Below are 25,061 nucleotides of genomic sequence, written 5' to 3' on the forward strand. Positions count from 1 at the left end.
GCATACAAAGAATGGAGGGAACGAACATGAGTGGTAAAGAGGTTGAAATTATAGGAAGTAACACTGCAAGTGCCATTTCTTACGCACAAAACATTGAAAATGGTATGAAGGATTCTTTAAACCAAGCGAAAGACTTAAAAGCATATGTCACAGGTGCGAAATGGAATGGAAAAACGCGAGATGCTTTTTTAAGTTACCTTGATTTGATCATTCAATATAATTCAGAAATGGTAGAGGCATTTGAAGGGCATACGAAAGCTTTGAAAGAGTTAGATAAAAGCATTCAAACGTACGGAGATAGATCGGAAGTAAGGGCGATAAAACAATTGTGATGGAGAAACGAGGGATAAAAGAATGGGGAAAGAAATGAGTTTTGCACCTGCTGAATTATATGTTCTCGCAGGTGCAGCTGGGGTTACCGATATATTTGGATTGCCAAACCGTGACGCAATTATTTTACTTGATGCAGAATGTGTCACGAAAGCAACTACGAGTTTAAAAGAAAAAGGCCTACTTACAAGTGAAAATGGAATTACCCCTGCAGCTTTTCAAATAATTGAACTATTAAAGGAATATGAAAATTGTCATGAATACACGAGAATGAATAATGTATTAATTGGCTTTTTAAAAGAGGATAAAGACCGAGTGGCTGTATTAACAGAAATAGAACCAAATAAAAAATACGAGATCGACTACATACCAAAACCGGACGTATATTTTTCATTATTAACACGCATACCCTTCTTATTGAGAGAACCGAGAGAAATAGAAGATACATTTTTCTCAAAGAGAATGACAGAGGCAGAACAACAAACATTTGAGGAAAAAGATTTATCAAATAAAGACGTTATAGCGATAGAAACGTATACGAGGCCTCGAAGTAATAGAGGAGGAAAATGGGAATGTTTCTTATATTTCACTGAAGGAGAAGATTTCGTTCAAATAGATGTAGATCGTAATCGATATGACTGGGTGAGCCTCTATGCGGTTAATAAGAAATTGTATGACGTGTTAAAAATGCCATATAAAAAGTTAATTGACCCGAGACAATTCTCGTTAGGAGGTATTCAATAATGCAAGTATCAATGGGAGATAGTGGTTCTGGTGGTGGAGAAGAAGTATTAGTTAATTTTCAAGAACTACTAGATATAGTAATGAAGTTAGAAAATATATATAAAATCCATGTAGACGTCATTGGAACGAATATTGAGAGTTTATTAAGCTGTGATTTTTATCAAAAAGGTGAAGCGATGAGAGTAATTGAAAAATATCCTGATATATTACACAAAACACTAGAATTGGCTGAACACTATTCTAGGTCAGCGACAGTTGTAGGGAATGTATGTGTAGAAATGCTTGAAAAGGACGAACAATTACGTGAAATATTAAGTAAGTTGTAGAAATCACCATACGGCTGGGGGGATGAAAACGAGATGGATGTGAAATATAGACCTGAACCATGGCAAAACATGGGAGATGGTATGAATCGAATTACAAAAGATGCACTCATGAAATTACGGGAAGCAAATGAATCATTAAAAAGAATTGATGGAAGAATACGAGATTTAGACTCGGATGGTAGTATACATTTTAATCCTAAAGATCAATCGCAAAAAATCGGGGAATTACTTGATAGTTATACGACATTACAAAAATATTGCGGAGAAGCAGGGCGATTAGTCTCTGAACATATAGATAAACCTTTTTTAGTAGAAATGGATAAATTCGCTCAAAAAGTGAGAGATACATCTATTCTCAGTTTTGAAACAAATAACCGAATTGGCTCCACAACAACGACAGTATTACCAGGTGCGCATGCGGGCTACGGAAGTGTACCACAAACAATACAGAAGAAGAAAGATAAAATAACAGTAGAAGATATTTTTAAAGATTCACCTGCATTTGATAATGTACTGAGAGAGGAATACAAAGAACTAAAAAAACGAAATCCAGATGCAAAACTAAATTATGAAGAATACAAGAAAGTAGTCCCATCCACACGAGGATTTGAATACAAATCGATAGAAGATGAACAGAAAAAACTAGAAATGGTGCGAGACATAGGAATAGGCGTAGGAATCATCATCACAACAATCCTTTGCCCACCACTCGGGGCCGCTGCCGCAGTAGTATACGGAGGTGTACAAATAAAAAGCGGTATCGACGGAGAAGACTGGGGAACACACCGGAAATTGAGCCAAGAAGAGCGGGTAGGAAACATCATTTTTGGTGGATTAGACGCAATCCCAGTTGTTGGAGCAGTAGGAAAAGGAGTAAAAGCATTCAAAGGGATGAGTGAATTAGCTGATTTAGCCAAATTATTAAAATTCAAAGAAGGAATGCCTGGTTTTAATCCAAATTTGGGTAAAAATGTGGTACAATCGCTTAAGGAAAATAAGACTTTAAAAAATGCACTAGATGCTATGAAAAATACTCCTATTCCAGTAGCAGTTAGGACGGTGGATACTGGAATAGGAATGAAGTTTCCTTATATAGAATCTTCAACTGTTGGAGAAGTAGCCGGAAAGTTTTCAAAGGCAAGTACGGCAGCTAAGGATGATGCTTATCAACTTGCTAAGGGTAGTGGAGGGGTTAAGGGTACGGGTGAAGCTACTAGACTTATTCCAGGTACCCCTGGAAAGGTTACAGGAGGTAGTTCTACAAAATTAGGGCAAAATTTATTGGAATCCATGGGGCTTCCACGTTCTGCATCACGGAAAGGATATCAGGCGCAACATATAATACCTAAAAATTTAAGAAATCATCCGGTATTAAAGAAAATTGGAATGGATATGGATCATGCTGATAACGGGATATTTTTACCGATACCAGCAAAAGATCCAAGTGCTTTGTCTAGGCATAGAGGATTTCATAGTGTATATAATAATGTGGTTAAAGATCAGTTAGATAAATTAAATATCAATCAAAGTATTAAGGAGTTGGAACAACAAGTATTTGAATTGCAACAAAAATTAAAAAAAGGTACAGAAAGTGGCTTGCCATTATACAAATCAAAGGTATTAGAAATTGGTATTGAGAAGTTTTACAAAACAAAATTAAATGAAGAAATAAAGATTTGGCAAAGAGGTGGCGGTGCTACTGAAGAACTTTGGGAAAGGTGGATAAATAAATGAAGTACGGAAAAAACACTCAATTAGTCGAAGAGGTTATTAATTTTATTACAAATTTACAACTTTTTCATAATGAAAACCTTCTAAATCGTGATGTTGTTATGGTTAATGAGTATGAAAGAGCACAAGAATTGGCATGGTCTCAAGATTTGGATGAGGTTGAAAACGTTTGGGAAGATATTAAATCCTCAGAAGGTGGGGAAATAATAGGACAATTATATGAGCATGATTTAAACTCTATGGAGCGTCCTATAAGGGAGATTATTCAATCATCTGAGAACTATCCAGGTGATTTTGTATTACAATATATTGATATTTTTGAAGAAATAATTGGAGATTTACATATGTGTGCACTAAATCGTTTAGTAAATGGAAAAGTTGATAATTTTTATGAAAGAATCTTTGAGGTTTATAAGCTTGGGGGATGGCCTTGTGGATGGGAAGGTGAATATCCACAAGGGAGAATAATTGTATATTCACCAGATAAAAAATAAAGTATATTTGTAGTGGAAAGAAAAACAATAAGTGGTTTAAAAGTAGAGACCCATGATGGTTGTACCATCATGGAGTATTACGTACAATGATAGAACAGAAAACGAGGTGCGAGCTTAGGTGAGATGACATTTTACCGAAAGATGAATATAAACGCATGGAAGAGACATAAAATTAACGAACTCGTACAAGCTCGTTAGTTTTAAATTAATATTTGTCACGATATATATAAGGTGTCATACTATTATTATAAAACTTATAAATTAAAGCTACTTAAAAACAGATGAACTTAAAGCGCTTGATTGTCAATTATGGCAACAAGTGCTTTTTTGCATTTTAGAGTAGAAATAAGTTGGTAAACGTATAATTTTATAAATGTATTAAGTGTTAAATTTTATAAACTGTAGTGGCTTTGTACAGTGTACGACACTACTAGAGAAAAAACTATTGTAAAAATAAAGGGTTGTATTATGTTTTGAAGTCATCGTAAAGTACGTTTTAACGGATTTACGTTACGAACACGTTATCCGCAAAAAAACGGATAAACGTTACAGGGACTCAAATTACTGTAACGGGAGGGGATTTATGATGGGAAAGAAAGTAGTTGGTTACATACGAGTTTCAACGGAAGGACAAGTACGTGATGGGTATAGTTTAGCGTATCAAATAGAAGAGATTGAACGTTACTGTAACGAAAATAATTTAGAACTACTTCGTGTGTATGAAGATAGAGGATTAAGCGGAGCGACTGTTGATGAAGAGGGATTAACAGTTGAACGTGATGGACTACAAGAGCTATTGTCCGATATGGCGTATAAACAAGTAAGCTATGTTGTTGTGTTGAATACATCACGATTGTGGCGCTCTGATATGGCGAAAGTATTGATACAACGAGAACTAAAGAAACATGAAGTAGATGTGAAGGCAATTGAACAATCAAGCTATAGTATTTACACACATGATCCAAATGACTTTTTGGTGAATGGCATGTTAGAACTATTAGACCAATATCAAAGACTTGAAATTGCATTGAAGTTAAGTAGAGGTAGAAAGAAGAAGGCTGAACGAGGTGGATATGCAGGTGGTGGCGTACTTTTTGGCTACAAGGCCAAAAAAGGACAAAAGGTGTTAGAAGTAGATGCTGGGAAAGCAGTAGTTGTACGTAGACTATTTGAGTTAAGACACATTTTTAAACATTGGTCACTTACCCAATTGGCAGAACAATTGAATGTAGAAGGCTACTGCACAGCGAAAGGTAAACAATTTACGAAAGTACAAGTGAAACGCATGTTAGATAGAGAGAATTTTTATCGTGGCATGTATAAATACGGGAAAATACAAACAAAAGGACAACATGCAGCAATTATTTTATAAACTCACTTAAAAAATTAGCTCATTTTACTATACATACTACTAAAGAGATGAAAAATGGATAGGCTTGCGTACCTATGCGCATCGAAAGATGAACGCTCGAACTAAGGTTGCCGACATTTTTGTATATGACTAAATCATTGAATAGAGGGATGAGTTATGCATAATAGACAGAACTATTTGTATGTAGGAGTAGATTTACATAAGGAGTATCATACGGCTGTTATTATTAATTGTTGGCAAGAGAAATTAGGAGAAATACAATTTGAGAATAAACCATCTGCATTTTCGAAGTTTTTATTAGAAGTAGAGACATATGTGAGTGATGGTTTATCAGTTGTATTTGGTTTAGAGGATGTTGGCGGTTATGGAAGAGCATTAGCGAAATATTTAGTAGATCATGAACAAGTAGTGAAAGAAGTAAATCCAGCTTTATCATTTTTAGAACGAAAGAGCCAAGTGATGATACAAAAAAATGATAGTTGGGATGCGGAATGCGTAGCCCGTATACTAATAAATAAGTTAAATCAATTACCAGATGCAAAGCCAAACGATTTATTTTGGTCGATACAACAACTAGTTTCAAGAAGGAATGCATTAGTAAAAGCACAAAGTGCATTAAAGAACCAACTACATATTCAATTAAACCATCATTATCCAAGCTATAAAAAGTTTTTCTCAGAGTTAGATGGAAAAACAGCATTAGCATTTTGGCAGCAATATCCGTCACCCTCTTGTTTAGAGGGGGCTAATATAAAGCAATTAACAGCTTTTTTATTAGATGTTAGCAACAATACATGTTCAGTAAAGAAAGCAAGCGAAATATTAAAACTTGTAAAAGAAGATGGACAAACAATGAAAGAGTATCAGGAAACGCGAGATTTTTTAGTAAGAAGTATTGTAAGGGACATTGAGTTTAAAAAGAAGGAAATGAAATACATCGAAAGAGAATTAAACCAGCTAGTAAAACTACTAGATTATCAATTAGAGACGATGCCGGGAATAGAACTTGTGACGGCATCGGCATTAATTGCAGAAATTGGGGATGTAAGGCGATTTTCAAATGCCAATAAATTAGCACGATTTGCGGGGATTGCACCTGTTTACTTTGGTTCTGGTGGGAAAGGTAAGACACACCACACAAAAGCAAACAAGGAAACAGGGCGCTACACGCTTTATTTTATAATTTAGCAGTACAGCAAGTGCAAGTAGCAAAAGGGAGTAAGATGCCACGAAATCCAGTGTTTCATGCGTACTATCAAAAGAAGCTTAAAGAAGGAAAAACAAAAGGACAAGCATTGGTATGTATTATGAGAAGGCTTGTAAACATTGTATATGGCATGATGAAATATAAAACAGCTTATGAATTGCCGGTAGTGGAAGAAAAAGAAGTAGTTTAATAAGGTTTTACATGGTTTGCTTTTTTATTGTGAGGGTTTAAGATTACAACATAGGGTACGGGTGAGACTCCTAAGATAACTGAAATAAAAGAGAAAGATCTTGGGAAGCACATTGTTAAAGGAAAAAATGGAAGGAAAGAACTTGCGCCAAACGTACGTTATATCACTGAGGATGGTTATAAATATACAACAGATGAGCTTGGTAGAATAGTAGATGTTGAGGCGGAAGGATTAATACTTCAAAAAGGAAAACGAAACACAGGAATGCAAGTGGCTGCAGGAAGAGAAGATAGATTGCCTGATGATGATGGTGGGCACTTGATAGGGACGCAATTCCATGGATCCGGTGATATTGATAATTTAATCGCTCAAAATAAACAAATTAATCGTTCGGGTGGAGAATGTTATAATATGGAGAAAGAATGGGCTAATGCATTAGGTGGGAAGCCTCCTAAAAAAGTATCAGTAAAAATTGAACCAGTATACTTAGGTTCATCGCTAAGACCAAACTCATTTAAAATAAAATACCAAATTGAAGGCCAACGTAAGGTAATACGTGAAATACTTAATAAAACAGGAGGTTGATGTAAAAGTGTTCGAATTAGAATTAAATAAAATCTATCAAAATATAGCGCAAAAAATAAATGATACAATTCCCGTAGAATGGGATATCTTTTATTTTAATGCAGAGATTTATAACCAAGAGGGTGGGGTATTATTCTTTTTCAATACCCCAGATAGATCGGATGAATATATATATTCCCATGATATACCAGATGTATTTAATGTGAGTGAAAAAGAATATGATAAGACATATGATGAATTATTTCATTTAAGTGTAGAGTTACAGGAAATATTTATAAAAAATAATCAGGAACCTTGGTATTCTTTTGATATGATTGTGACATCTGAGGGGAAAGTAAAAATTCATTATGGGTATACTAAATGGTATCAATCTACTTTTGGACCGAATGACCGAGTGGATTATTTTGAATATAAATATTTAGGGAAGAAACCTAGTAATGAAAATGAGCGAAGAAAATTCGAAGAGATGAAAGAATATGAAGAGCAAAATAAATCTTAAAATATTTTTTTGTTAAATTAAGGAATGTATTATTAGCGAGTAAATATGTAAAATATCCAAATTAACTAGCTTTAGTTGGACTATTGAAAGAAGAATAGTGACGGATTAATGTTACTTATAGAACATATGAAGTTAAAGCACTTTATTGTCTACTTGAGGCAACGAGTGCTTTTTTAATAGATAAACATGCTGTAAATTTTTAGAAATTATTTTTTATGAATTCAGGCTAACAAAAATTACAAGTATTATATAATTGAAATTAAACTAGCAAAAGGTGTGGACTCCGTAACCCCATTCGCTAAAGGTGTAGAAATAATGCCAGATGGAAGTGTCGTTAGATCTGGAACGAACTATAGCGGAAAATTCCAAGAAGCCCATGATGCCTCAAAGGCGAGTATTCAGAGTAGGATCTCGAATTTGGAGAGTGGTGGGGTTAAGGGTACGGGTGAAGGACCTGTAAAAGTAAACTATGGAGAACAATATGCTAGGGAAAAACGTAAAAAGATATTAAAGCCAAATGTTGAGTATACAAGTAAAGAAGGATATACATATACAACAGATAGTCAAGGGCGTGTTGCAAGTTGCGAGGGTAGTTCAATTAGGTGATGGTAAGCGGAATAACTACGCTCAGAGAGTGGTAGGTGGGAATGACCGTTTGGATGATGATGACGGCGGACATTTAATTGCAACTATATTTAAAGGCTCTGGTAATATGGATAATTTAGTTCCAATGAATAGTAACTTAAACAGAGGAGAATGGAAAAAACTAGAGAATGAATGGGCTAATGCTCTTAATGATGGTGATAAAGTTAGGGTGAAAATAACGCCGAATTATAGCGGGAATTCAAAACGTCCAGACAGTTTTGTTATTAGATATAAAATTGGTGATGAAGATAGATGGAGATTAAAGAATTTTGATAATGTACCAGGAGGAAAATTAGATGAATGATGAAAAATTAAGCAAGTTATACAATGAAATAGCAGAGGTTGTAATTGATACAATTCCAGAGAAGTGGTTTAAGGTTTACCTGTATGGTGAGGTTGGGGAAGGTGCTCAAGAATTATATTTTTATTACTACCCTGAAGAGAATAGTACTCCTATTTACAGTCATAGTATTTTTGAACTCTTTAATGTCCCAGAAGAAGAATATTTTAAGAAGTGGCATCGTTTGTTAGATTGTATTAAGAGAAGGAAGAAAGAGTTTATTGATAATGATCAAGAAGCTTGGACAAATTTCACTATGATTTTTGATAATACAGGAAAGTTTAATATTGACTTTAATTATGATGACCTTTCAGATGAAAATTCCCACGAGAGAATGATTATTTGGGAATATGAACATCTTGGTCTTATGCCTAAAAGTAATTCAGGGAAAAAATACTTAGAAAAGCATCTTAAAAATCTTGAAGATACAAAAAATTGAGTGCAATACCATATATGATAAAAGTTTATAGTGGTTTAACGTAAACATGCATAAGCATATATGAGAAGTGGGTAGAAAAAGAAATGGCTATTTTGAAGAGTAAACTCCATGATGGTTGTACCATCATGGAGTACTATGTACAATGATAGAAAAGAAAAAGAAGTACGAGCTTTGGCGAGATGACATTTTACTGGGTGCTGAATATAAACACATGGAATATATATTAAACTAACGAACTTGTACAAACTCGTAAGTTTTAACGTAGTAGTTGTTACCACATATAAAAGGTGTCATACTGTTACTACAAAACTTACAAATTTATGCTACTTAAAAACATATGAACTTAAAGCACTTGATTGTCAATTAAAGGCAACGAGTGCTTTTTTGCGTTTTAGCGTAGAAATAATGTGGTACAATCGCTTAAGGAAAATAACACTTTAAAGAATACACTAGATGCTATGAAAAATACTCCTATTCCAGTAGCAGTTAGGACGGTGGATACTGGAATAGGAATGAAGCTTCCTTATATAGAATCTTCAACTGTTGGAGAAGTAGCTGGAAAGTTTTCAAAGGCAAGTACGGCAGCTATGACGCTTATCAACTTGCTAAGGGTACGGGTAAAAATCCAGAAATAGTGAAATTTACAGAGGAACAATTATCTACTAAACCCTTATATTCTAGAAATCCTGAAAAATGGCAGAAAAAAGGTGGGAAAATCGAAATTAGTGAGGAAGGAATATGTACTTATATTGATTGGGAGATTCCTCCAAATCGAGTTTCTTATCCTGGAGGTTTTCCCAACTTTAAATCTGCTGGGTTGGTAAGACAAGAAGTTCCGATAGGTGAATTTAATAGATATGACATTGATTTTGCTAAAGCTGATGAATTAGCTCCAAATGGACCAAAATTAGATGAAAACACATGGCACCATCATCAAGATTTAACAACAATGCAAGAAGTTAGTAAAGAGATACACAGAAGATTTCGACATATGGGTGGAATGTCATTAGCTAAGAAGTTAAAAGATTAAATAGGAGTGAAATAAATGAATTTAAATGCTTTTGGTAAAGCAACTGAAGAATCAATTGAAGAATTAGAAGAGTTTTTAGGATTTTTACTTCCGGAAGATTATAAAAAATTTTTAAGTGAATATAACGGAGGGACTTCGAAAGTTAGGTATAGTAAATTTTTTGTTAAAGAATTAAATCAGGAAATCCCTTTAGATGTTTTGTATGGTATAGGTGTAACAAAAACTTTTGATTTAAGTGAATGCTATGAAGAGTTTGAAGAAGATATGTTACCGACCAGTTTAATCATAGGAGATGATCCGAATTCAGGGTTAATTGTACTTATTACAGATACTGAAAACCATGGTGTATATTATTGGGATCACTCTTTTTATTTTCCACAGTCTAGTGAAGAAGAAAATACGTATAAAATAGCTGATAGCTTTAAGGATTTTATTAATGGATTGAAGAATCCTTAATTACCAGCTTTTGTATGTTGTAATTAATAATTTAAGATATTAAGCAAATATACGAAATGGGTTACAGTAACTTTATAAATGCTAAAACTATACTTTATACATGAGAATGCTAAAAAATGTGGTACTTGGTTAAAGATAACAATCATATATGTAGATGAATAGAAAATAAAGTGTATTTGCAGTGGAAAAAAAGTAGGCTATTAAAAAGTGCATACTTCAAAACACATGGAATGCATATTAAACTAACGAACTGATAGAAACTCGTAAGTTTTAATGTAGTAGTTGTCATGACATATAAAAGGTGTCGTACTGTTACTAAAAAACTTACAGATTTATGCTATTTAAAAATACATGAACTTAAAGCACTTGATTGTCTCCGAAAGGCAACGAGTGCTTTTTTATTAGATAGACATGCTATAAATTTTTAGAAATTATTTTTTATGAATTCAGGCTAACATAAATTATTAGTATTATATAATTGAAAATACATTAGCAAAAGGTGTGGACTCCGTAACCCCATTCGTTAAAGGTGTAGAAATAATGCCAGATGGAAGTGTCGTTAGATCTGGAACGAACTATAGCGGAAAATTCCAAGAAGCCCATGATGCCTCAAAGGCGAGTATTCAGAGTAGGGTCTCGAATTTGGAGAGTGGTGGGGTTAAGGAGACAGGTGAAGGTAGTAATACAAACCCAAACAAAATTAAACTAACTTCAGAACGAGAAAAATACTATCGAATGAAAATAGATGAAGCCAAAGCGCGAGGAGATTATAAGGCAGCAGATGATATTAGATATGATTGTCATTGTGAAGAAACAAAACAACCTTTAGAGCGTAAAGATTGGGACGCTAGGACTGAAAATTTAAGGAAGAGCCAAGAGCGTGGAAGAGAAGAAGAAATAAAAGGGAGAAAAGCCTTGGGAGAACATCTTGATCGCCAATTAGAAGACAATAACGCTGGTGAGGTTGTTACATATACATCTAGTAGATGTTTAACGTTTAAATATAGGAAGAAAAACAATTAAGCTTTTATTTTATTTAAAATGGATACTCTATTAGTAGTGAATAATAAATAATTTTGCTTTGCTGTCTTAATTAAAATACGATCAGTTGTACCATATGCTGTTCCAATTCGGATTGCGCTTTTTTCTTCAACACCAGCATATGTATTATCTTCCGTTACCTCAGTGATTTCACATAATGGAATATGAATTTTAGAGAATTGCCATGAAATAATTAATTCATCTTTTGTTTTTTCAACATGAATACCTAACATATTACCAGAACCTTTCTATAATAAAATTTCACTCGTACTATTTTATTATACAAATTTATAAATTATATTTCTATTTTTTTACAGAGAGTATACAATTAACAACGAGAAAAAGGTTCATAATTACTTTCATTCCTATTATAACAAATTCTACAATAGAAAACAGAACGTATATTTGGTATAATCAAAATATACTATATGAAACGATGTACATGAGTTTGAGATTTATGAAAAAAGGTAAGTAATACATAATAATACATACGCTATAGGATTCAGTTCATGTTATAAAAATCAATAGTTAGAAAGGAAAAGAAGTATGAATCAAATTTCATTCGAAGATTTATTTGAAGAAGAAAACAAACGAGAAAAGTTGGAGGTAGCTGAGATTCCCGTACCTTTATCGCCCTTACAAAAGGCTATTTTAGAGTTAATTAATTCTGAAGAAATAAGTGCACTTGAGTTATGCGAGCAATTAATACGAGCTGGTAAAATATCAGATGAAAGATTCACAACGGATAAGCCTAAAGCATATGGGCAAGTATGCTTACTATTAGAAGGTTTTGTTAAAGAAGAAAAGCTTATTTTTGTCAAAAGTGATGAGAAAAGAGATAGAGTATATAAATTGAAAGAAGAAGATTCTAGCGAATAAAATGTGTAAAGTATAGTAATGAAATAAGGAAGTCCTCATATTTGTGTTGAAAGATTATTTTCACATAAGCGTGGGGATTTTTTTGAGGGAGGATGTATGAAAGCTATATTGCTAATAATTTTACGGAGTTTTTAAATAAGTTACATGATTAATAGTGGAAAGGATTCAAACTTATCTGGCAGTGATAAATGAAAATAGTTACATAACCTCGTTTCTAATAAAAAGGGGGGATTAAAATGAAACCGAATTATTTTACAATCGCAATGTATCCGACTGTAGCATTTAACGAAGAAGAGATATTAAATCGTCTTCTAGATGTATTTGAGTCAAACGAAAAATCCGCTCCTACTCATTGGGGAAACTGTGAAACGATGCAGGTAGAATATAATCGCCAGGAAATCATAGAAAAAGTAATTTCGGAGCGTAGAGTATCTGAAGTTCACCTGTATCGTGATAAAACAGTGCATTATTAACTCTACATCAGTAGAGTTAATAAATTATTTAAATAAAAAACTGTTAATAAACAACGAGAATTAATGACGGGTTATATTCACTTAAGAATATAACCCTATTTATTAGAACCAGTAGTATATAAGGAGATTATTCTACGAGTTATATACAAATATTAGACGAGGAATATTTGACGCTGTAAAAGAAAAAATATTGATTCTTATATCATTATTGATATTGTCCTCAATTTTCCTCATGTAGCACTTGAAAATCAGTAACAAGTGAAACGATTTTTCCTGCTTCATCGATTCCCCAATAGGAAGGATAAAATCCATCTCCATAACCTGAACGGAATATAATGATATTACTTCCTGTTTCCTCACAAACCACGCAATTTCCCCAATCTTCATCATGTTCTGTTAGTATGTCATCTATAAGATCATCATACAAACTAGTAAATTCTTCTCCTAGTTCTTGTTGTAACCTATCTTCTATTTCTTCTAACTTATCAATTGCTTCAACATCTGCAAAGCACCCTAAGCCTGTATCAACCGGGTAACCAAAAATATATCCGTCTTCCAGTTCACTTACATTTTGTTCTGGTTTTGTTGCCATCTTCCATCCTACCGCTTTTGACTCCGACAATTTCAATTCAGCACCAGCAATGACTCCATCTTCCTTATGCCACCAAGCAACAATTGAATATGTACCTGGCTGAATTGTTTGTTCGAAGTGATTTTTATTAAAAATAAGAGGATCACAAGCAACAATTTTACCTGAAGTAACTTTTAACTGTTCTAGTGCTTCGGAACGCAGGGCCTCACTATCCGGTTTAGATAATTCACGTAATAACTTTGACATAATGTTTCTCTCCCTTTCCTTTTAAAATATTTGTTGGTGCTGCCTCCCGTATATTTTTACATGAGTTACATTTGTGTTCTGTGGTATTTCTAGCGCCTTTGTATGTTCCTATAACTTCGATATTATCGCCATGAACTTCTAAAACCTCTGCGGCATATCATACCCGCGTTTTCTAATAGTTCCTCAACATATTCTTCATGCGTTTTACGTTTTCGGATATATTGCTCCGTACAAGTGTAGATGGAACAAACCTTTATTCATTGAAAAATATAACAAATGAATTTGACTTTAAAATTAGAACCAGTTTTGAGGATGTAAATAATAATCCACCCGTTGATTATATTATTTTAAGGGTAAAAATGCATTAATTAAAAATTCAATAAAAGAAGATTAGACTAGATAGTGTTTCTAGATTAATCTTCTTATTTTATATTCTCAAGGGATATCCCACTTCACTGCGACTCATTGCAATATGTCTACTTCTGTGACACATTACACAATTGTACAGTGATAATGAAGTAATATGAAAAAAAATATAAAGATTTAAATTTAATCCTATATATTTTTTATAAATTCTAAAAGTAAATCCCTTATTTTTGGTATGATTGACAGAGACTATTTAATTTCTTATGAATATTCTTAAAAAGAGAGTGATGCTATATGAAATCAATAAATATAAATGGGAATATATATCATATTGAATCTGTTCCTTTTGAAGATAAGAGTGAGCAGGATGAAGAGGGATACTACGAATATTTTTACAAAGGAGTCAATTTATCGTTTCACTCGGACAAAGAAATAATTAAAGCCCGAATTTATGAAGAGGAAGAAATAATATATTTTTTAAAAAATCCATCTCTTGCATTTGGTAAAGATTTTGAAGCTATAAAAGTATATATAATTAAAGAATATGATGTAAATAAATTTAAAATTCCAGGTGAAAAAAAGTCTATATAGAATTATAGCTATAATTCTATATAGGCTTTACCATGACCAATTATAATAAAACAGGAAAACTCACAAAGTATTTATGCCTGTGGGTGATGAAAGGAATGTATTCGAAATTGAGTAAATCAAGTGAAATAAGTAGATTTGAAAATAGATTCTCAGAAAATGTGATTGAAATAGCAGCTGTCACAGGGGCATTAGGAATCGGCGCATCAAAAGGCGGTGACAACATTTTGTGGACTGCGTCAATTGATTTGATTGCGTGGAAAGACTTACATACCAATGAAACGATTACAAAAGAAGATATACGACTCGCATGGTTGGTTGATGATGCAGAATGGAGAAAATCAAAAGACATTTTGACAGCAAATACAGTTGTAACATTACAGGTGCGCAAGTCAGAAAATTCATTGATGCTTGTTAAGGTTTTGGAAACACCATATAAAGATGATGAGTTGGAAATCATCTTACAAGATGCAATGAAACCGCTTTTTTATCATGATGAGATGTTGGGTGTGTTCGAACTCGATAAAAGAGTGAAAACTTTTGAAAAGAGAATATCTTGGGCTGGTGAAGAATGTCATTTATATTTTGATTGGAGTGAAGACAAACATATGATGAAGTCTGCACTGGAAACAGCACATGCACTTTTCAAAGAGCAAGATGAATGGAAAATGAAAATGTACGCTGCAAAAGAACTGGTAGAGTTAGCAAATGAATGGCTACAAGATGATGATGAAGCAGAAATCGACGAAATTACAAAAGAAATGTTCATTAATTCCATCACATTAAGCAGCTTAAGCGTTTATTCAGAAGGTGATTTTGAAATATTCTTTTCGGATGGAGATATATTTTGGGGACATTCTATCATTGTAAGCGGAAATATTCATGAGGGGCTCTCTTCGGCTGAGATTGCAGGATAAAGTGAAACTTCCATCAGTGAGGATTTTTCTTCATCCTTACTGATGGATTATTTAAACCACTCAGGCACTTACTGCCCAAAAGTAGCGCGATAAATTGTTATAGTTTTTGATTATTAGGCGTTTTCTTCTCGTCTATCTCTTCTCTTATTAAGTGAGAACTCCAAACCTCTTTAATAATTAATGAAATTTAAGGTTTACATATACGATGGAACTTGCATAGATGTTTTAAATAATCCCTTAGTATCTGATATGGATACGTTATTTGATAGTTGGCTATCTACAATGAAATATTTAGAATCAGCACAAGCAATGGCTATACCAAGTTTTGAGGAGGATCGGAGGGGTGTATCCTTTTCTCCAAATGTTTCTGGGAAGGATTATCTGAAAAATTAAAAGAAACGAGGTCGTAATTAGACTGGAATTTACATAAAAGCTTAGATGATGCAATTAGTTATTTCGGATAAACGTGATGTGATTTGTTAGGAGGTGAAGTTAAATGAGAAATGACTTAACATGGCCAGTACCGGATGAGACAGTTTCAGCAGAATATATAAACAATGTGGGAAAAGAGATAGGGTATATATTTCCAAGTGACTATGTAGAATGTGCTAAAAATAATAATGGTTCAGCTGTATTACCTTATAAATTTGAAATAGATACGATAACAAAGGTATTTGGAATTTTGCTTACTTATGATGTAGATAGTAGTGAATATATCGTTAAAGTATATAACTAGTATATTTCTACTCTGCCAAATGAATTGGTGCCATTCGCATTTGATCCAGCAGGAAATTTAATCTGCTTTGATTATAAAAATCATAAAGAAGATCCAATTGTCGTCTTTTGGGAACATGAGGGGGCATGGGAAAAGGAAACATTGATGGAAAGTGAAGGGATTACGGCTGAGGAAGCAGAGGAAAGAGCAAGAGAAAATGTATACCATATTGCTAATAATTTTACGGAGTTTTTAAATAAGTTACATGATTAATAATATTATTCATATGAAATGGTTCGTATAAATGTAAGCAGCAATAAAAGGAGAGAGAATGATGGACTTAGAGCATTTAAAAAAAGATATTTGGTATGGAAAAGTTTCTAATCATACAATTGAAACTCTTAAGTCTAACTTAAGGGATAGTGCAACAGAGACAGAATCCTTTATTTTAATTAACGAATTGTTAAAGTTAGGTGATTTCTCCGTAAAGGGGTTACTAATTGAACTTATGAATAGTACTCGAAATGAGCTTGTTTTGCATTTATGCACTAGACTATTTTGTTCAGTAGCTACTCATGATGATTTATTAGAAACGAATAATTTGAAATTCCTTTCAAGTGCTTCAGAGGATGGAGTTCATAATTTTGTAGTAAGTGCTAGTGAAACTCTTTCATATCATGTAGTACCACATCTTTTAGCGTTACTAGAAGAGTGGGAAGATACCTTTGTTGAAAAAGCTATAAGAAATGAACTTTCATGGATGCTTGGAATTGAGGACGAGTATTATGAAGTATCGTTAGAAGAATTTAATGAAGCTTATTCTAGTTTTATCGAAAATAACGATACGCAAGAATACTATTATCGTAATAGACTATCTTTTCCTGGAGATTTGGCAAAGGAGTTAGTTTCGGAAGTTATGAGTTCTTTAAGAGATAGAACTACTTATAATGTTGTTACTATACCTTCCGTTTTAGGAGTGGAATCAAATGTCCTATTCAATACGATACGATAATAAAAAATGAAAAAAATAGAGAGTTGATGTCATATATCGATGTTTTAACAAAGAAAGAATGGAAGATTGGTAAAAAGTATTTTTATGGACATGTAGTCGTATAAGAAAGCAATATACGAGTAAAATCGAATACAGAGTGTATGATATACAGGAGGATAAAATGATCTCACCACAAGATTTTTTAGTGAATTGGAATGAAGAAATATACGGTTTAATTCATTATAATGAAAAAATCATTCACTCGTTTTCCTTCTCGAAAGAAACGAAAGACTTCTTAATTAAAGCAGGTTTTCCCGAGTCTGCTCCTCCATTTCTTACATTTGAAACTGCGGATAACGGTGGCGGGATAAGGTTGAGCGAGATACAAAATGAATTAGGTACGATGTATGATAAGTTTATATACTTTGGATTTACTGGTAGTGGAAATCCAATCTGTATTGATGAAGCTAAATCACAACTCGTATATATAGATTATGACAATGAAAATAAAGTCGTTCTTATAAATAGTACGATAGAGAAGTTTGCAGAATCTTTACTTGTCTATGTGGAATTTATAAAAGAAGTAAAGGCTGCTAATGGAAGAAAGGCTTATATTGAAAAAAATATACCTAAAGGTTTGGTGGAGTGGATTTCTAGTGCACTTCGAAAAATTGATGCAGCTGCTTTAACAGAAGGATGTTTTTGGACAGAGGAACTAGGGAGTTTTAGTGAATAAGTGTAGATAATACTAGATGGTATTTTTAGTGTGGGAAAAATAAAAATACATCTAGTAGCCCAATTAAATCTTAAAAGACATAAACACATCAAGAAGGTGAAAAAAATGATACTACCAGAGGATTTTCGAGAGAAATGGGATGTTAATAAAGATGGCCCACTCATTACATTTCCTGAAAAAGAATTAATAAACAAAAACTTTTCAGCTGAAGTGAAACGATTTTTGTCTATAGGAGGCTTGCCAGAAACACCGCCACCATATTTAGAATTTACTTCATCTCAGTCTTTCGTAAGGTCTATTATAAATGTATTTCATATGCCAGAAGAGTTTCGAAAATATTGGTATTTAGGAACAACAAGTTCTGGAGATCCAATTTGTATAATTGAAAAACAAGAAAAAATAGTATTTCTAAATAATAGTGATGCGTATAAAGAAGTGTTTATGAATTCTTCTATACAACAATTTGCAGCATGTTTATTAGTGTATTCAAAAATGATTGATAAGGCAGTAGAGATAAATGGTGAGGATGCCTTTATCGATAATAATATACCAGAGTGTACAATAAGTTGGTTGAGGGAAGAATTGAAAAAAATTGATGATAAGTGTATGGAAAAGGGTTCTTTTTGGTGTATGGAAATTGAGAGCTTATATGAATAATTAGAAGTGAAAGAAAAGAATAAATGGAGTACAAAGAAGAAAGTGACCGTATTTGGGTTGATATTATTTGTATTTATTGGATTACCTATTATCGAAGGGTATCAGAATAGTAAACTAGTTGAAGAAGGTACATCATTACATGCAGAAATTGTAGGTAGGCATGTAGAGAAGGAATTCATGTTTACACATCCAACATTAGTAGTTGAGGTAGACGGTAAAAAGCATAATGTATGGGTAAGTGAAGAGACATATAACGGAGCAGAGTGGTTAGGTAGACTAAAAGTCATCAAAACAAAAGATGGTAAAGTTGAGAAAGACCCTAGATATGAGGGTGAAGACTTAATCACGAGTTATTAAGGGACAAGATAAGGTTCCTATAGTGGTAGAAAGAAATGGTTCACTATTTGTTTTAAATAATGTAAGCGGAAAGATCGAATTCGAGGATTTTGAACGTGGGTTGTTTATAGAGGTTTCGAATAGTTTAAATGAGTTAATTTCTTGTTTGAGGCTATAAAAATAGTAAAGTAAAGAATGTTTATATGAATTATAGACCGGCTAGATGGGGTGGGAAAGTGGAATATAGTGGAATGGCTTCAGTTTGGTTTGGAATTTCTAAATCACTCCAAAATCTTGAGGAGTATGTCGATATAGATTACACGATAGATGGTGATTCAGTTCATTCAAAGTTTGGGACGAGCTTTGAATTCGGTTATTATGATGAAGATAATATTGAAATTTGTTTTTATGAGAATAATAAAAGGGAAATTGAACATAAATGATTTTTCTTATAGTGAACGAATTATTCCTAAAATAAAAAAGCTAGTAAATGGAGATAGTTTAGCGAACGATATTAACTTTGCTATTGTTCTTTATGATTTTAAATATAATGAAGTGAAAAGAGAGGATATGTTTGATGGTTTAGAGGTTACATTTATTGGTTCTATGCCGTACAGGTAGTTTGCAGGGAGCTGCAAATTCATTTCATAAACACATGGATAAACCTTGTAAAGGAGGGATACAAATGCATGCTTTGCCAAATCGTTTAGAAGAAGTCTTGGAAGAAGATATATATAAACGGGAAGATAAAGGTCAGGTGAATGAAGTAATAAATAGGTTAGGTGTAGAAGTGTCTAATACATTTAGAGAGTTTTATTATCGATTTGCAGGACCATTTTGGGAAGTGCATGTTCCTTATGAATTACTTGACATTATAGATGAAGAGAATAATATAGAATATTACACAATTATTGCTCGAAAGGAACATGGATTTCCTAATAAGTATTTAGTATTAACGGAAATGACAGCAAATGCTGTATTGGTCCTTGATAGTGTAACCGATAAAGTTTACTCAGTAAATTTTGAAGGTGGAGATGAATTACTTTGAAATGGAGAATTAAAGGAGAGTTGGCCAACGTTTTATATGTTTTTGAAAGAGTATTTCAAGTGTTAAGTGTTGATGGAAGTTAACAAGAAGCAGGGACACCTTAGTAATAAGTGCGAGAGGAATGACAGATAAATGAGAGTGAACAATTCAGTTTTTGGAGAGATTGAATATAATTATGCTTGGGCTAAGTGTATGCCTATAACTTTTATAGGCAATGTAACTGAGATTGATTTGATGATAGATGGTGAAGAAGATGGAGTGTTTGATGAAGGGCAGTATGTAGCATATCAATCATTAATAAAAAATTGGGAAGAGGTACAAATAAGTTTATTACATTCTATATTAGATTATTACAAACAAAGGCGATGTGAATTAGGATATGATATTGGAGTGCAAGAAAATTATCCATTAATTGAAACAAATGATCAAATACTAGAGATGATTAGTTTAGATGGTATTGTTGTTCCGTATGCAGATATTACGGAAGGACGAGAGGTTGGAATTACATTTAATTGTACGTGGGATATAGAAAATGGTGTAGGAGTTCGTTTATTAAATGAAAAGGTAATGGAAGTAGGTTATCAGGATATTATTTTTTAATATAAGTCGGGGGATATATAAACTGAATGAAAAAGGTGTCAACCTTTCTCGAATTGACACCCAGATACGAATCTGTTTAACACCTTACATACTTACGCTTAAAACCAAGTCTTCCTCTATCTAGTTCTTTCTGAATACTTTCAGAAGCATTTAACAAACTGCTTTTTTTATTATCACGTTTCACTTCAACTATACCAACTTCTTTTGCAATCTCGACTGCTTTTTCATGTAGTGGTACATATGAAATTGCCACGGTGTTTAGGAAATTATTCATAGCGGATTTTGTTCGTTCTGGAGAATGATGAATTGTATCTTTCACCATTTCAAGCATATCGGAAATTTTACTTTCGGAAAATTCATTGTCTTTGCGATTTCCTAAAAGCCAACAGTAGCAACTCCACCCGGCAGACATTTTAAGCTCGTCCCCACTTGCAATCCATTTATCAGCAACGTCTTGTGCAATATTTGACTCCGATAAAGTTACGGCTACAACATAATCAGATAGCATATAAAAATAAGCCCCATCTATCCAACGATCAAAATCAGACTCACTCATAGCTTTCGAATCCGCAATAATGCCTGCAAAGTACATAGCATCGTAATTACCTGTCGCATAAAGTTCTTCAGCTAACTCTTGGTTTAATTTTAATTGTTTGGCGATTGGTTTCATAGCACCTGTAGCTACTCCGAATACTGGCTCATGCGCACCGTTAGATATGTATATTTTTTTCGTTCGTTCCTTACCTAGAGCCTCAAGTTCTTGCATAACTGTTTTAAAATCCATAGCTGTGCACTTCCTTCCTTCATGTAAGAGCCTTTTTAAGTCTTTCATATTTCTTATTTTAATACTAATTGTATTTAAGAGGTATGTCTACTTTCTAAAGGCATCGAAACTTGGTTTGAATTTTAGATGAAATAAAGAGCTAATTAAAAGGGTGGTATAATATAGAAAAAGTGAATGATGAAAATCAAATAGGGGGTATTCAATTGGAAATAAAATTGAATCGATTATATAGAGAGATAGCGGAAACGGTTCATGCCATGATTCCAGAAGAATGGGAGAAATTTTATTTTTATGCACAAATATCAGAAGCTGGAGGGGGAACTTACTTTTTCTATAACAACTTCAGAAATAAACAAAATTATAAGTATAGTGTAGAAATTCCTTTTAAATACGAAGTTAATGAAGAGGAGTTTGAAAGGAAAGAAGATTCTTTATATAAATTGAGTAAGGAATTAAGAGATGTTTTTAAAGATAATCAGCAAGAGCTTTGGTACTCTTTTACAATGTCCCTGGAACATAGTGGGGAATTTAACATGCATTTCGATTATACCAATTGGCTCGAAACAGAATATAGTTTTAGTGATCAAATGATTATTTGGAAACATAAATACTTAGGTGAAGTACCAATTAATGAAAATGATAAAGCGTTAATTAATAAGTATGATAATGAATTTCCGAATAACCCCATTTAACTAAATGGAAAGAAGAAATGTTTTTTATAAAAATTATGTATTTTAAAGTAGTCGGTAAGTTATAAAATTGGTTCTGCAAGATAAAAAATAAAGGAGAACTACAATGGAAGTACATGGAATGGTTTCAATATGGATAGGTAATATGAAAACGCAAGATCAGTTAGATGCATATATCGATGTTACATATGATGAAGAAGGAGATGCTATACCAGCGAGTTTTTTTGTTGATTTTAATATAGATATGATTGATGTAGATGAGGATTTTATTGAAAAGGAAGTGTTAGAAGAAGCAAGTGATGACATTTCTATGTTATTAACGGGATGTTCATATGATGACAAAATACTTTCTCGAATTAACGAAGAAGTTAAATTAAAGAAATCCTACAATTCGATCATATTAATTTATAATTTTCAGTATGACAATTCGGTTAGTAATTTTGAAGGTTTTGATTTTGTGACTGCTACAAGCTATCTATAATGGTAAGAAGGTCACTGTAAGGTAAGGGAGTATGAAAAATATGTATAGTTTTTCCAATTAATATTTGGTATGATGGTGAATGGGAAAAATATACAAGTTTTTAGTGGCTCATAAAAGGGGGATTGAATTGAAAAGAACGATTGAATTCGTACTAGGTTTAATTGGTGGCATTATAGGAATTATTATTTCCATACTATTAATAGTTGTAGCGTTTAATATTATGGAAGGTTTTGATTATGAACTTTTAGCTTATTATTCTATTATTTTAACGGTTCAAATAGGGTTGCTTATTTTATCATGTTTAGTAAACAAGGTTAATAATAAAGTTTATGGAGTTTGTATGATTGTGATTCCTATAGTTATGTTATTTATGTCATTATTCTTTTTACTTATTCAAACAATATTACAAATTATGTCTGGTTCATTTGCATTTAGAACATTAAAGTTAGAATCGAATGTAAGCTAAATATAATTATTGACGTCTGAAAATTCGGATTTTTAAACATTTTCGTTTGCAGTTCAAATTAACATAAAGTACAAAGTTGTACGCTTTAGGAGGAGAAATAAATGATTATTTGGTCTGGTTGGGGTTTTTTAGTCGCAATTATTGTAATTATTAATACTCTTTTGGGTAAGGCTATCTTTGGATCTATAATGGGGGACGCTACATATTTTCAAGACCATAGTTGGCCAATGGCGGTAATGTTTATTATATCAGGGGTTATGTCTTGGTATTTAGGTAAATATATTAATAATCCAGATGGGAAAGTTTATATAGATGCCGAAACTGGTGAAAAAGTTATGTTTAACAAAAAGCACTCATTATTTTTTATAAAAATGGAATATTGGGGACCGATTCTAGGAGTTATTGCGATTGTAATTTTAATTACAAGATAAAAAAAGAGGATGGGTATAGCAAGAGTAATCTATTCAAGTAAAAGGAGAAATCAGTCATGAATACAAAGAAACTACTAGGGGTAGCAGTTCCGGTCATGTTGTTATTTGGTTGTGGAGTGTCTGAGAAAACGAACACTTCTAAACAGGAGAAAACAGAAGAGTCTAAAGTAAAAGAATCGAAGTCTAATAGTAAGAAAGAAAAAGTTTCAAAGGAAGACTATCCTAATAAAGTGTATAAATTAGGGATAGAGTTTGATAAGTTGTTTGCGGAGCATAACAATATTACAAGAGAGGTTTTTGACGGTAAGAAAAAGAAATCAGATATAGTAGATAGTGTGAAAGAATTAAATAAAACGTTAGATAAATTCGAGTCGATAGATCCCCCTGCAGAGTATGTAAATCAACAAAAGGATTTTGAAAAAGCAATTAGTTATTTTAGAGAGTCTTTTTCTTTAATCAATGAAGTATTCACCCGAAAAGAAAAAAGAGAAAAAGGCGATAAGACTGATAAAGAGTTAATGGAGAAATCCGAAAAGTTAGTGAAAGAAGGAGATATTTACTGGCTTAAGGCATTCAAAGACCTTGAAGGGGATATTAAAATCGGTGACGGTACAGTATCTGTGAAAGATTTGAAAGAGTTAGATAAGAAAGCTGGAATTAATACGGATAACGTTATGAAGAATGTGAAGGATGGTATGGAATTAATTGGTAATTGGGGATTCAAAGGAACAGACGGTTTCATTATGTCACTTATTTTAAAAGGTGATAAGACATTTGAAACGTATGGTAAAGATGAGTATCCAAATAAAAAGAATTATATTGAAGGCACTTGGGAATATGATAAGGAAGCTTTTACAATCTATTTACATCTCAATAAACGTTTAGTAGACGGTGTAGAAGATACAATTCAAAAAAAGAAAATAGCATATAAAGTTCAAGATTATGATGGGGAAAACTTGCGATTATTTAATGAGACGTCATTTCATACAATTAAGTATGTGAAGCAAAGCTAAAGTTATGGAGGACTAGGTTTAAATGGTCTGGTCCTTCATTAAAGTGTGGGTATGTAAATAATATGTTATCTTTCGTTCTGTTTACTTAGTATCATGTTATTCTTTAATAGAGTAATAAATGGAGTTTTACATTAAATATATGAGGTTGGTTACAAATGATAAAGAAATTCACTAGATTAGTATTAATAGTGGTTATGCCAATCAGTCTTATTACAGGTTGTGGGGCTACTGAAAAAACTGAAGCACAAAAGCCGAAAGCGGTACAAACGGAGAAAAAGGACTATATGGATTATTCATATGGTAGCAAAGGTATATTAGTAAGTGGCAAAGCGAAAGAACGGCAACAATACGAGATTGGATATATGGATGATAATAAGTTAATTGGAATTGATGAAAATATTGAGGACTGTATTATTTTAGATAATAAAGATGAAGCAAGTCTCGTTTGGAAACAAATAGAGCGTGGGTCTATTATTGAAGTGCAATATAGTAAAAATCGCAACGATATCGTCGGCGTACAATTAGTAGAAGATCGTGAGCCATACGAAATTAGTGATAAGTTTGATCGAAATACGATAAACGAAATTGTTGAAAACGTTAAAGGGAATTTGTAATAGATGTATT

26 protein-coding genes and 11 pseudogenes are annotated in these 25,061 nt (G+C 32.8%); 34 read left to right on the top strand and 3 right to left on the bottom strand.

The genetic code is table 11. The features are described 5' to 3' along the window. Positions 1 to 26: 26 nt before the first annotated feature. From MR160_RS09985 to MR160_RS10055, 15 genes and pseudogenes are all read left to right on the top strand, one after another. Complete coding sequence (locus tag MR160_RS09985) at positions 27 to 332, top strand: WXG100 family type VII secretion target (protein ID WP_000014538.1); 306 nt, start codon at positions 27 to 29, stop codon at positions 330 to 332. A 22-nt stretch (positions 333 to 354) separates the two neighbouring features. Then, positions 355 to 1,074, top strand: coding sequence for a DUF5081 family protein (locus tag MR160_RS09990; RefSeq protein WP_000514121.1), 720 nt, complete (start codon positions 355 to 357; stop codon positions 1,072 to 1,074). Next, positions 1,074 to 1,400 (top strand): hypothetical protein, encoded by a 327-nt coding sequence (locus tag MR160_RS09995; protein WP_001198201.1) that lies wholly within the window; start codon positions 1,074 to 1,076, stop codon positions 1,398 to 1,400. The genes MR160_RS09990 and MR160_RS09995 overlap by 1 nt, the downstream gene beginning before the upstream one ends. A gap of 33 nt (positions 1,401 to 1,433) precedes the next feature. After that, positions 1,434 to 3,134: an AHH domain-containing protein gene (locus tag MR160_RS10000; RefSeq protein WP_242297293.1), complete on the top strand. Its 1,701-nt coding sequence runs from the start codon at positions 1,434 to 1,436 to the stop codon at positions 3,132 to 3,134. Then, positions 3,131 to 3,625, top strand: coding sequence for a hypothetical protein (locus MR160_RS10005; RefSeq protein ID WP_000873545.1), 495 nt, complete (start codon positions 3,131 to 3,133; stop codon positions 3,623 to 3,625). The genes MR160_RS10000 and MR160_RS10005 overlap by 4 nt, the downstream gene beginning before the upstream one ends. A 586-nt stretch (positions 3,626 to 4,211) precedes the next feature. After that, entirely contained in the window at positions 4,212 to 4,997 is a 786-nt protein-coding gene (locus tag MR160_RS10010) for a recombinase family protein (RefSeq protein ID WP_000516939.1), read from the top strand. 156 nt (positions 4,998 to 5,153) lie between these two features. Then, positions 5,154 to 6,394, top strand: a pseudogene (locus MR160_RS10015) (IS110 family RNA-guided transposase). A gap of 75 nt (positions 6,395 to 6,469) precedes the next feature. Continuing rightward, complete coding sequence (locus MR160_RS10020; protein WP_242297312.1) at positions 6,470 to 6,979, top strand: DNA/RNA non-specific endonuclease; 510 nt, start codon at positions 6,470 to 6,472, stop codon at positions 6,977 to 6,979. Positions 6,980 to 6,986: 7 nt separating this feature from the next. Continuing rightward, positions 6,987 to 7,478, top strand: coding sequence for an immunity protein YezG family protein (locus tag MR160_RS10025; RefSeq protein WP_000462360.1), 492 nt, complete (start codon positions 6,987 to 6,989; stop codon positions 7,476 to 7,478). 276 nt (positions 7,479 to 7,754) lie between these two features. Next, positions 7,755 to 8,427: pseudogene (locus tag MR160_RS10030) on the top strand (DNA/RNA non-specific endonuclease). Continuing rightward, a complete protein-coding gene (locus MR160_RS10035; RefSeq protein WP_242297296.1) occupies positions 8,420 to 8,902 on the top strand; it encodes an antitoxin YezG family protein in 483 nt (160 codons plus the stop codon). Before MR160_RS10030 ends, MR160_RS10035 begins: the two are co-directional and overlap by 8 nt. A gap of 404 nt (positions 8,903 to 9,306) precedes the next feature. Continuing rightward, positions 9,307 to 9,524, top strand: a pseudogene (locus MR160_RS10040) (DNA/RNA non-specific endonuclease); the annotation flags it as partial. A 12-nt stretch (positions 9,525 to 9,536) separates the two neighbouring features. Next, the gene (locus MR160_RS35085; protein ID WP_242297314.1) at positions 9,537 to 9,932 is read left to right on the top strand and encodes an HNH endonuclease; all 396 of its coding nucleotides are present in this window, start codon (positions 9,537 to 9,539) and stop codon (positions 9,930 to 9,932) included. 15 nt (positions 9,933 to 9,947) lie between these two features. Then, positions 9,948 to 10,388, top strand: coding sequence for an SMI1/KNR4 family protein (locus MR160_RS10050; protein ID WP_001052205.1), 441 nt, complete (start codon positions 9,948 to 9,950; stop codon positions 10,386 to 10,388). A 501-nt stretch (positions 10,389 to 10,889) separates the two neighbouring features. Beyond that, positions 10,890 to 11,372: pseudogene (locus MR160_RS10055) on the top strand (ADP-ribosyltransferase); the annotation flags it as partial. 35 nt (positions 11,373 to 11,407) lie between these two features. On the opposite strand, the gene MR160_RS10060 reads toward MR160_RS10055, so the two are convergent. Next, positions 11,408 to 11,662, bottom strand: a complete 255-nt coding sequence (locus MR160_RS10060; protein WP_000900618.1) for a SunI/YnzG family protein — start codon at positions 11,660 to 11,662, stop codon at positions 11,408 to 11,410. Positions 11,663 to 11,975: 313 nt separating this feature from the next. On the opposite strand from MR160_RS10060, the gene MR160_RS10065 reads away from it, so the two are divergent. Both MR160_RS10065 and MR160_RS10070 read left to right on the top strand, forming a co-directional pair. Further along, positions 11,976 to 12,308, top strand: coding sequence for a DUF3895 domain-containing protein (locus tag MR160_RS10065; RefSeq protein WP_001071926.1), 333 nt, complete (start codon positions 11,976 to 11,978; stop codon positions 12,306 to 12,308). A gap of 236 nt (positions 12,309 to 12,544) precedes the next feature. After that, positions 12,545 to 12,778: pseudogene (locus tag MR160_RS10070) on the top strand (hypothetical protein); the annotation flags it as partial. Between the two features lie 223 nt (positions 12,779 to 13,001). Here the strand turns inward: MR160_RS10070 and MR160_RS10075 are convergent. Beyond that, positions 13,002 to 13,619: a DUF4241 domain-containing protein gene (locus tag MR160_RS10075; RefSeq protein WP_000040618.1), complete on the bottom strand. Its 618-nt coding sequence runs from the start codon at positions 13,617 to 13,619 to the stop codon at positions 13,002 to 13,004. 660 nt (positions 13,620 to 14,279) lie between these two features. Here MR160_RS10075 and MR160_RS10080 point away from each other — a divergent pair. The 11 genes and pseudogenes from MR160_RS10080 (at position 14,280) to MR160_RS10135 (ending at position 20,573) form a co-directional block, all read left to right on the top strand. Next, positions 14,280 to 14,576, top strand: a complete 297-nt coding sequence (locus tag MR160_RS10080; RefSeq protein ID WP_000836202.1) for a hypothetical protein — start codon at positions 14,280 to 14,282, stop codon at positions 14,574 to 14,576. Positions 14,577 to 14,662: 86 nt separating this feature from the next. Continuing rightward, positions 14,663 to 15,490 carry a DUF2262 domain-containing protein gene (locus MR160_RS10085; protein WP_141525962.1) on the top strand — a complete coding sequence of 276 codons (828 nt, stop codon included), beginning with the start codon at positions 14,663 to 14,665 and terminating at the stop codon, positions 15,488 to 15,490. Between the two features lie 496 nt (positions 15,491 to 15,986). Further along, a pseudogene (locus MR160_RS10090) lies at positions 15,987 to 16,478 on the top strand (SMI1/KNR4 family protein). A gap of 61 nt (positions 16,479 to 16,539) precedes the next feature. Beyond that, positions 16,540 to 17,321: pseudogene (gene imm47 / locus MR160_RS10095) on the top strand (Imm47 family immunity protein). 56 nt (positions 17,322 to 17,377) lie between these two features. Further along, positions 17,378 to 17,932 (top strand): SUKH-4 family immunity protein, encoded by a 555-nt coding sequence (locus tag MR160_RS10100; protein ID WP_000625292.1) that lies wholly within the window; start codon positions 17,378 to 17,380, stop codon positions 17,930 to 17,932. Positions 17,933 to 18,037: 105 nt separating this feature from the next. Continuing rightward, on the top strand, positions 18,038 to 18,589 hold the full coding sequence (locus MR160_RS10105) for an SUKH-4 family immunity protein (protein ID WP_000602768.1): 552 nt from the start codon (positions 18,038 to 18,040) through the stop codon (positions 18,587 to 18,589). Positions 18,590 to 18,592: 3 nt separating this feature from the next. Continuing rightward, positions 18,593 to 18,946, top strand: a pseudogene (locus tag MR160_RS10110) (hypothetical protein); the annotation flags it as partial. 7 nt (positions 18,947 to 18,953) lie between these two features. Then, positions 18,954 to 19,103, top strand: a pseudogene (locus tag MR160_RS10115) (SecY-interacting protein Syd); the annotation flags it as partial. A 25-nt stretch (positions 19,104 to 19,128) separates the two neighbouring features. Next, a pseudogene (locus MR160_RS35095) lies at positions 19,129 to 19,546 on the top strand (immunity 22 family protein). 64 nt (positions 19,547 to 19,610) lie between these two features. Next, positions 19,611 to 20,039: pseudogene (locus MR160_RS10130) on the top strand (SMI1/KNR4 family protein). 66 nt (positions 20,040 to 20,105) lie between these two features. Next, a complete protein-coding gene (locus MR160_RS10135; protein ID WP_001265695.1) occupies positions 20,106 to 20,573 on the top strand; it encodes a DUF6985 domain-containing protein in 468 nt (155 codons plus the stop codon). 76 nt (positions 20,574 to 20,649) lie between these two features. Here MR160_RS10135 and MR160_RS10140 read toward each other — a convergent pair whose 3' ends face one another. Continuing rightward, positions 20,650 to 21,357 carry a DNA alkylation repair protein gene (locus MR160_RS10140; protein WP_242297305.1) on the bottom strand — a complete coding sequence of 236 codons (708 nt, stop codon included), beginning with the start codon at positions 21,355 to 21,357 and terminating at the stop codon, positions 20,650 to 20,652. Between the two features lie 203 nt (positions 21,358 to 21,560). On the opposite strand from MR160_RS10140, the gene MR160_RS10145 reads away from it, so the two are divergent. From MR160_RS10145 to MR160_RS10170, 6 genes are all read left to right on the top strand, one after another. Beyond that, entirely contained in the window at positions 21,561 to 22,049 is a 489-nt protein-coding gene (locus MR160_RS10145; protein WP_000403543.1) for an antitoxin YezG family protein, read from the top strand. Between the two features lie 103 nt (positions 22,050 to 22,152). Then, complete coding sequence (locus MR160_RS10150; protein ID WP_000451796.1) at positions 22,153 to 22,527, top strand: immunity 22 family protein; 375 nt, start codon at positions 22,153 to 22,155, stop codon at positions 22,525 to 22,527. Positions 22,528 to 22,654: 127 nt separating this feature from the next. Beyond that, positions 22,655 to 22,993, top strand: coding sequence for a DUF4064 domain-containing protein (locus MR160_RS10155; protein ID WP_242297307.1), 339 nt, complete (start codon positions 22,655 to 22,657; stop codon positions 22,991 to 22,993). A gap of 101 nt (positions 22,994 to 23,094) precedes the next feature. After that, positions 23,095 to 23,424, top strand: a complete 330-nt coding sequence (locus tag MR160_RS10160) for a hypothetical protein (RefSeq protein ID WP_000587852.1) — start codon at positions 23,095 to 23,097, stop codon at positions 23,422 to 23,424. 56 nt (positions 23,425 to 23,480) lie between these two features. Further along, a complete protein-coding gene (locus MR160_RS10165) occupies positions 23,481 to 24,437 on the top strand; it encodes a DUF3994 domain-containing protein (protein WP_098506645.1) in 957 nt (318 codons plus the stop codon). Positions 24,438 to 24,592: 155 nt separating this feature from the next. Further along, a complete protein-coding gene (locus tag MR160_RS10170) occupies positions 24,593 to 25,051 on the top strand; it encodes a hypothetical protein (protein ID WP_000591641.1) in 459 nt (152 codons plus the stop codon). Positions 25,052 to 25,061: the final 10 nt, after the last annotated feature.

The sequence above is a fragment of the Bacillus cereus group sp. BfR-BA-01382 genome (genome assembly GCF_022663475.1).
In the GTDB taxonomy this organism is placed as follows: domain Bacteria; phylum Bacillota; class Bacilli; order Bacillales; family Bacillaceae_G; genus Bacillus_A; species Bacillus_A thuringiensis_S.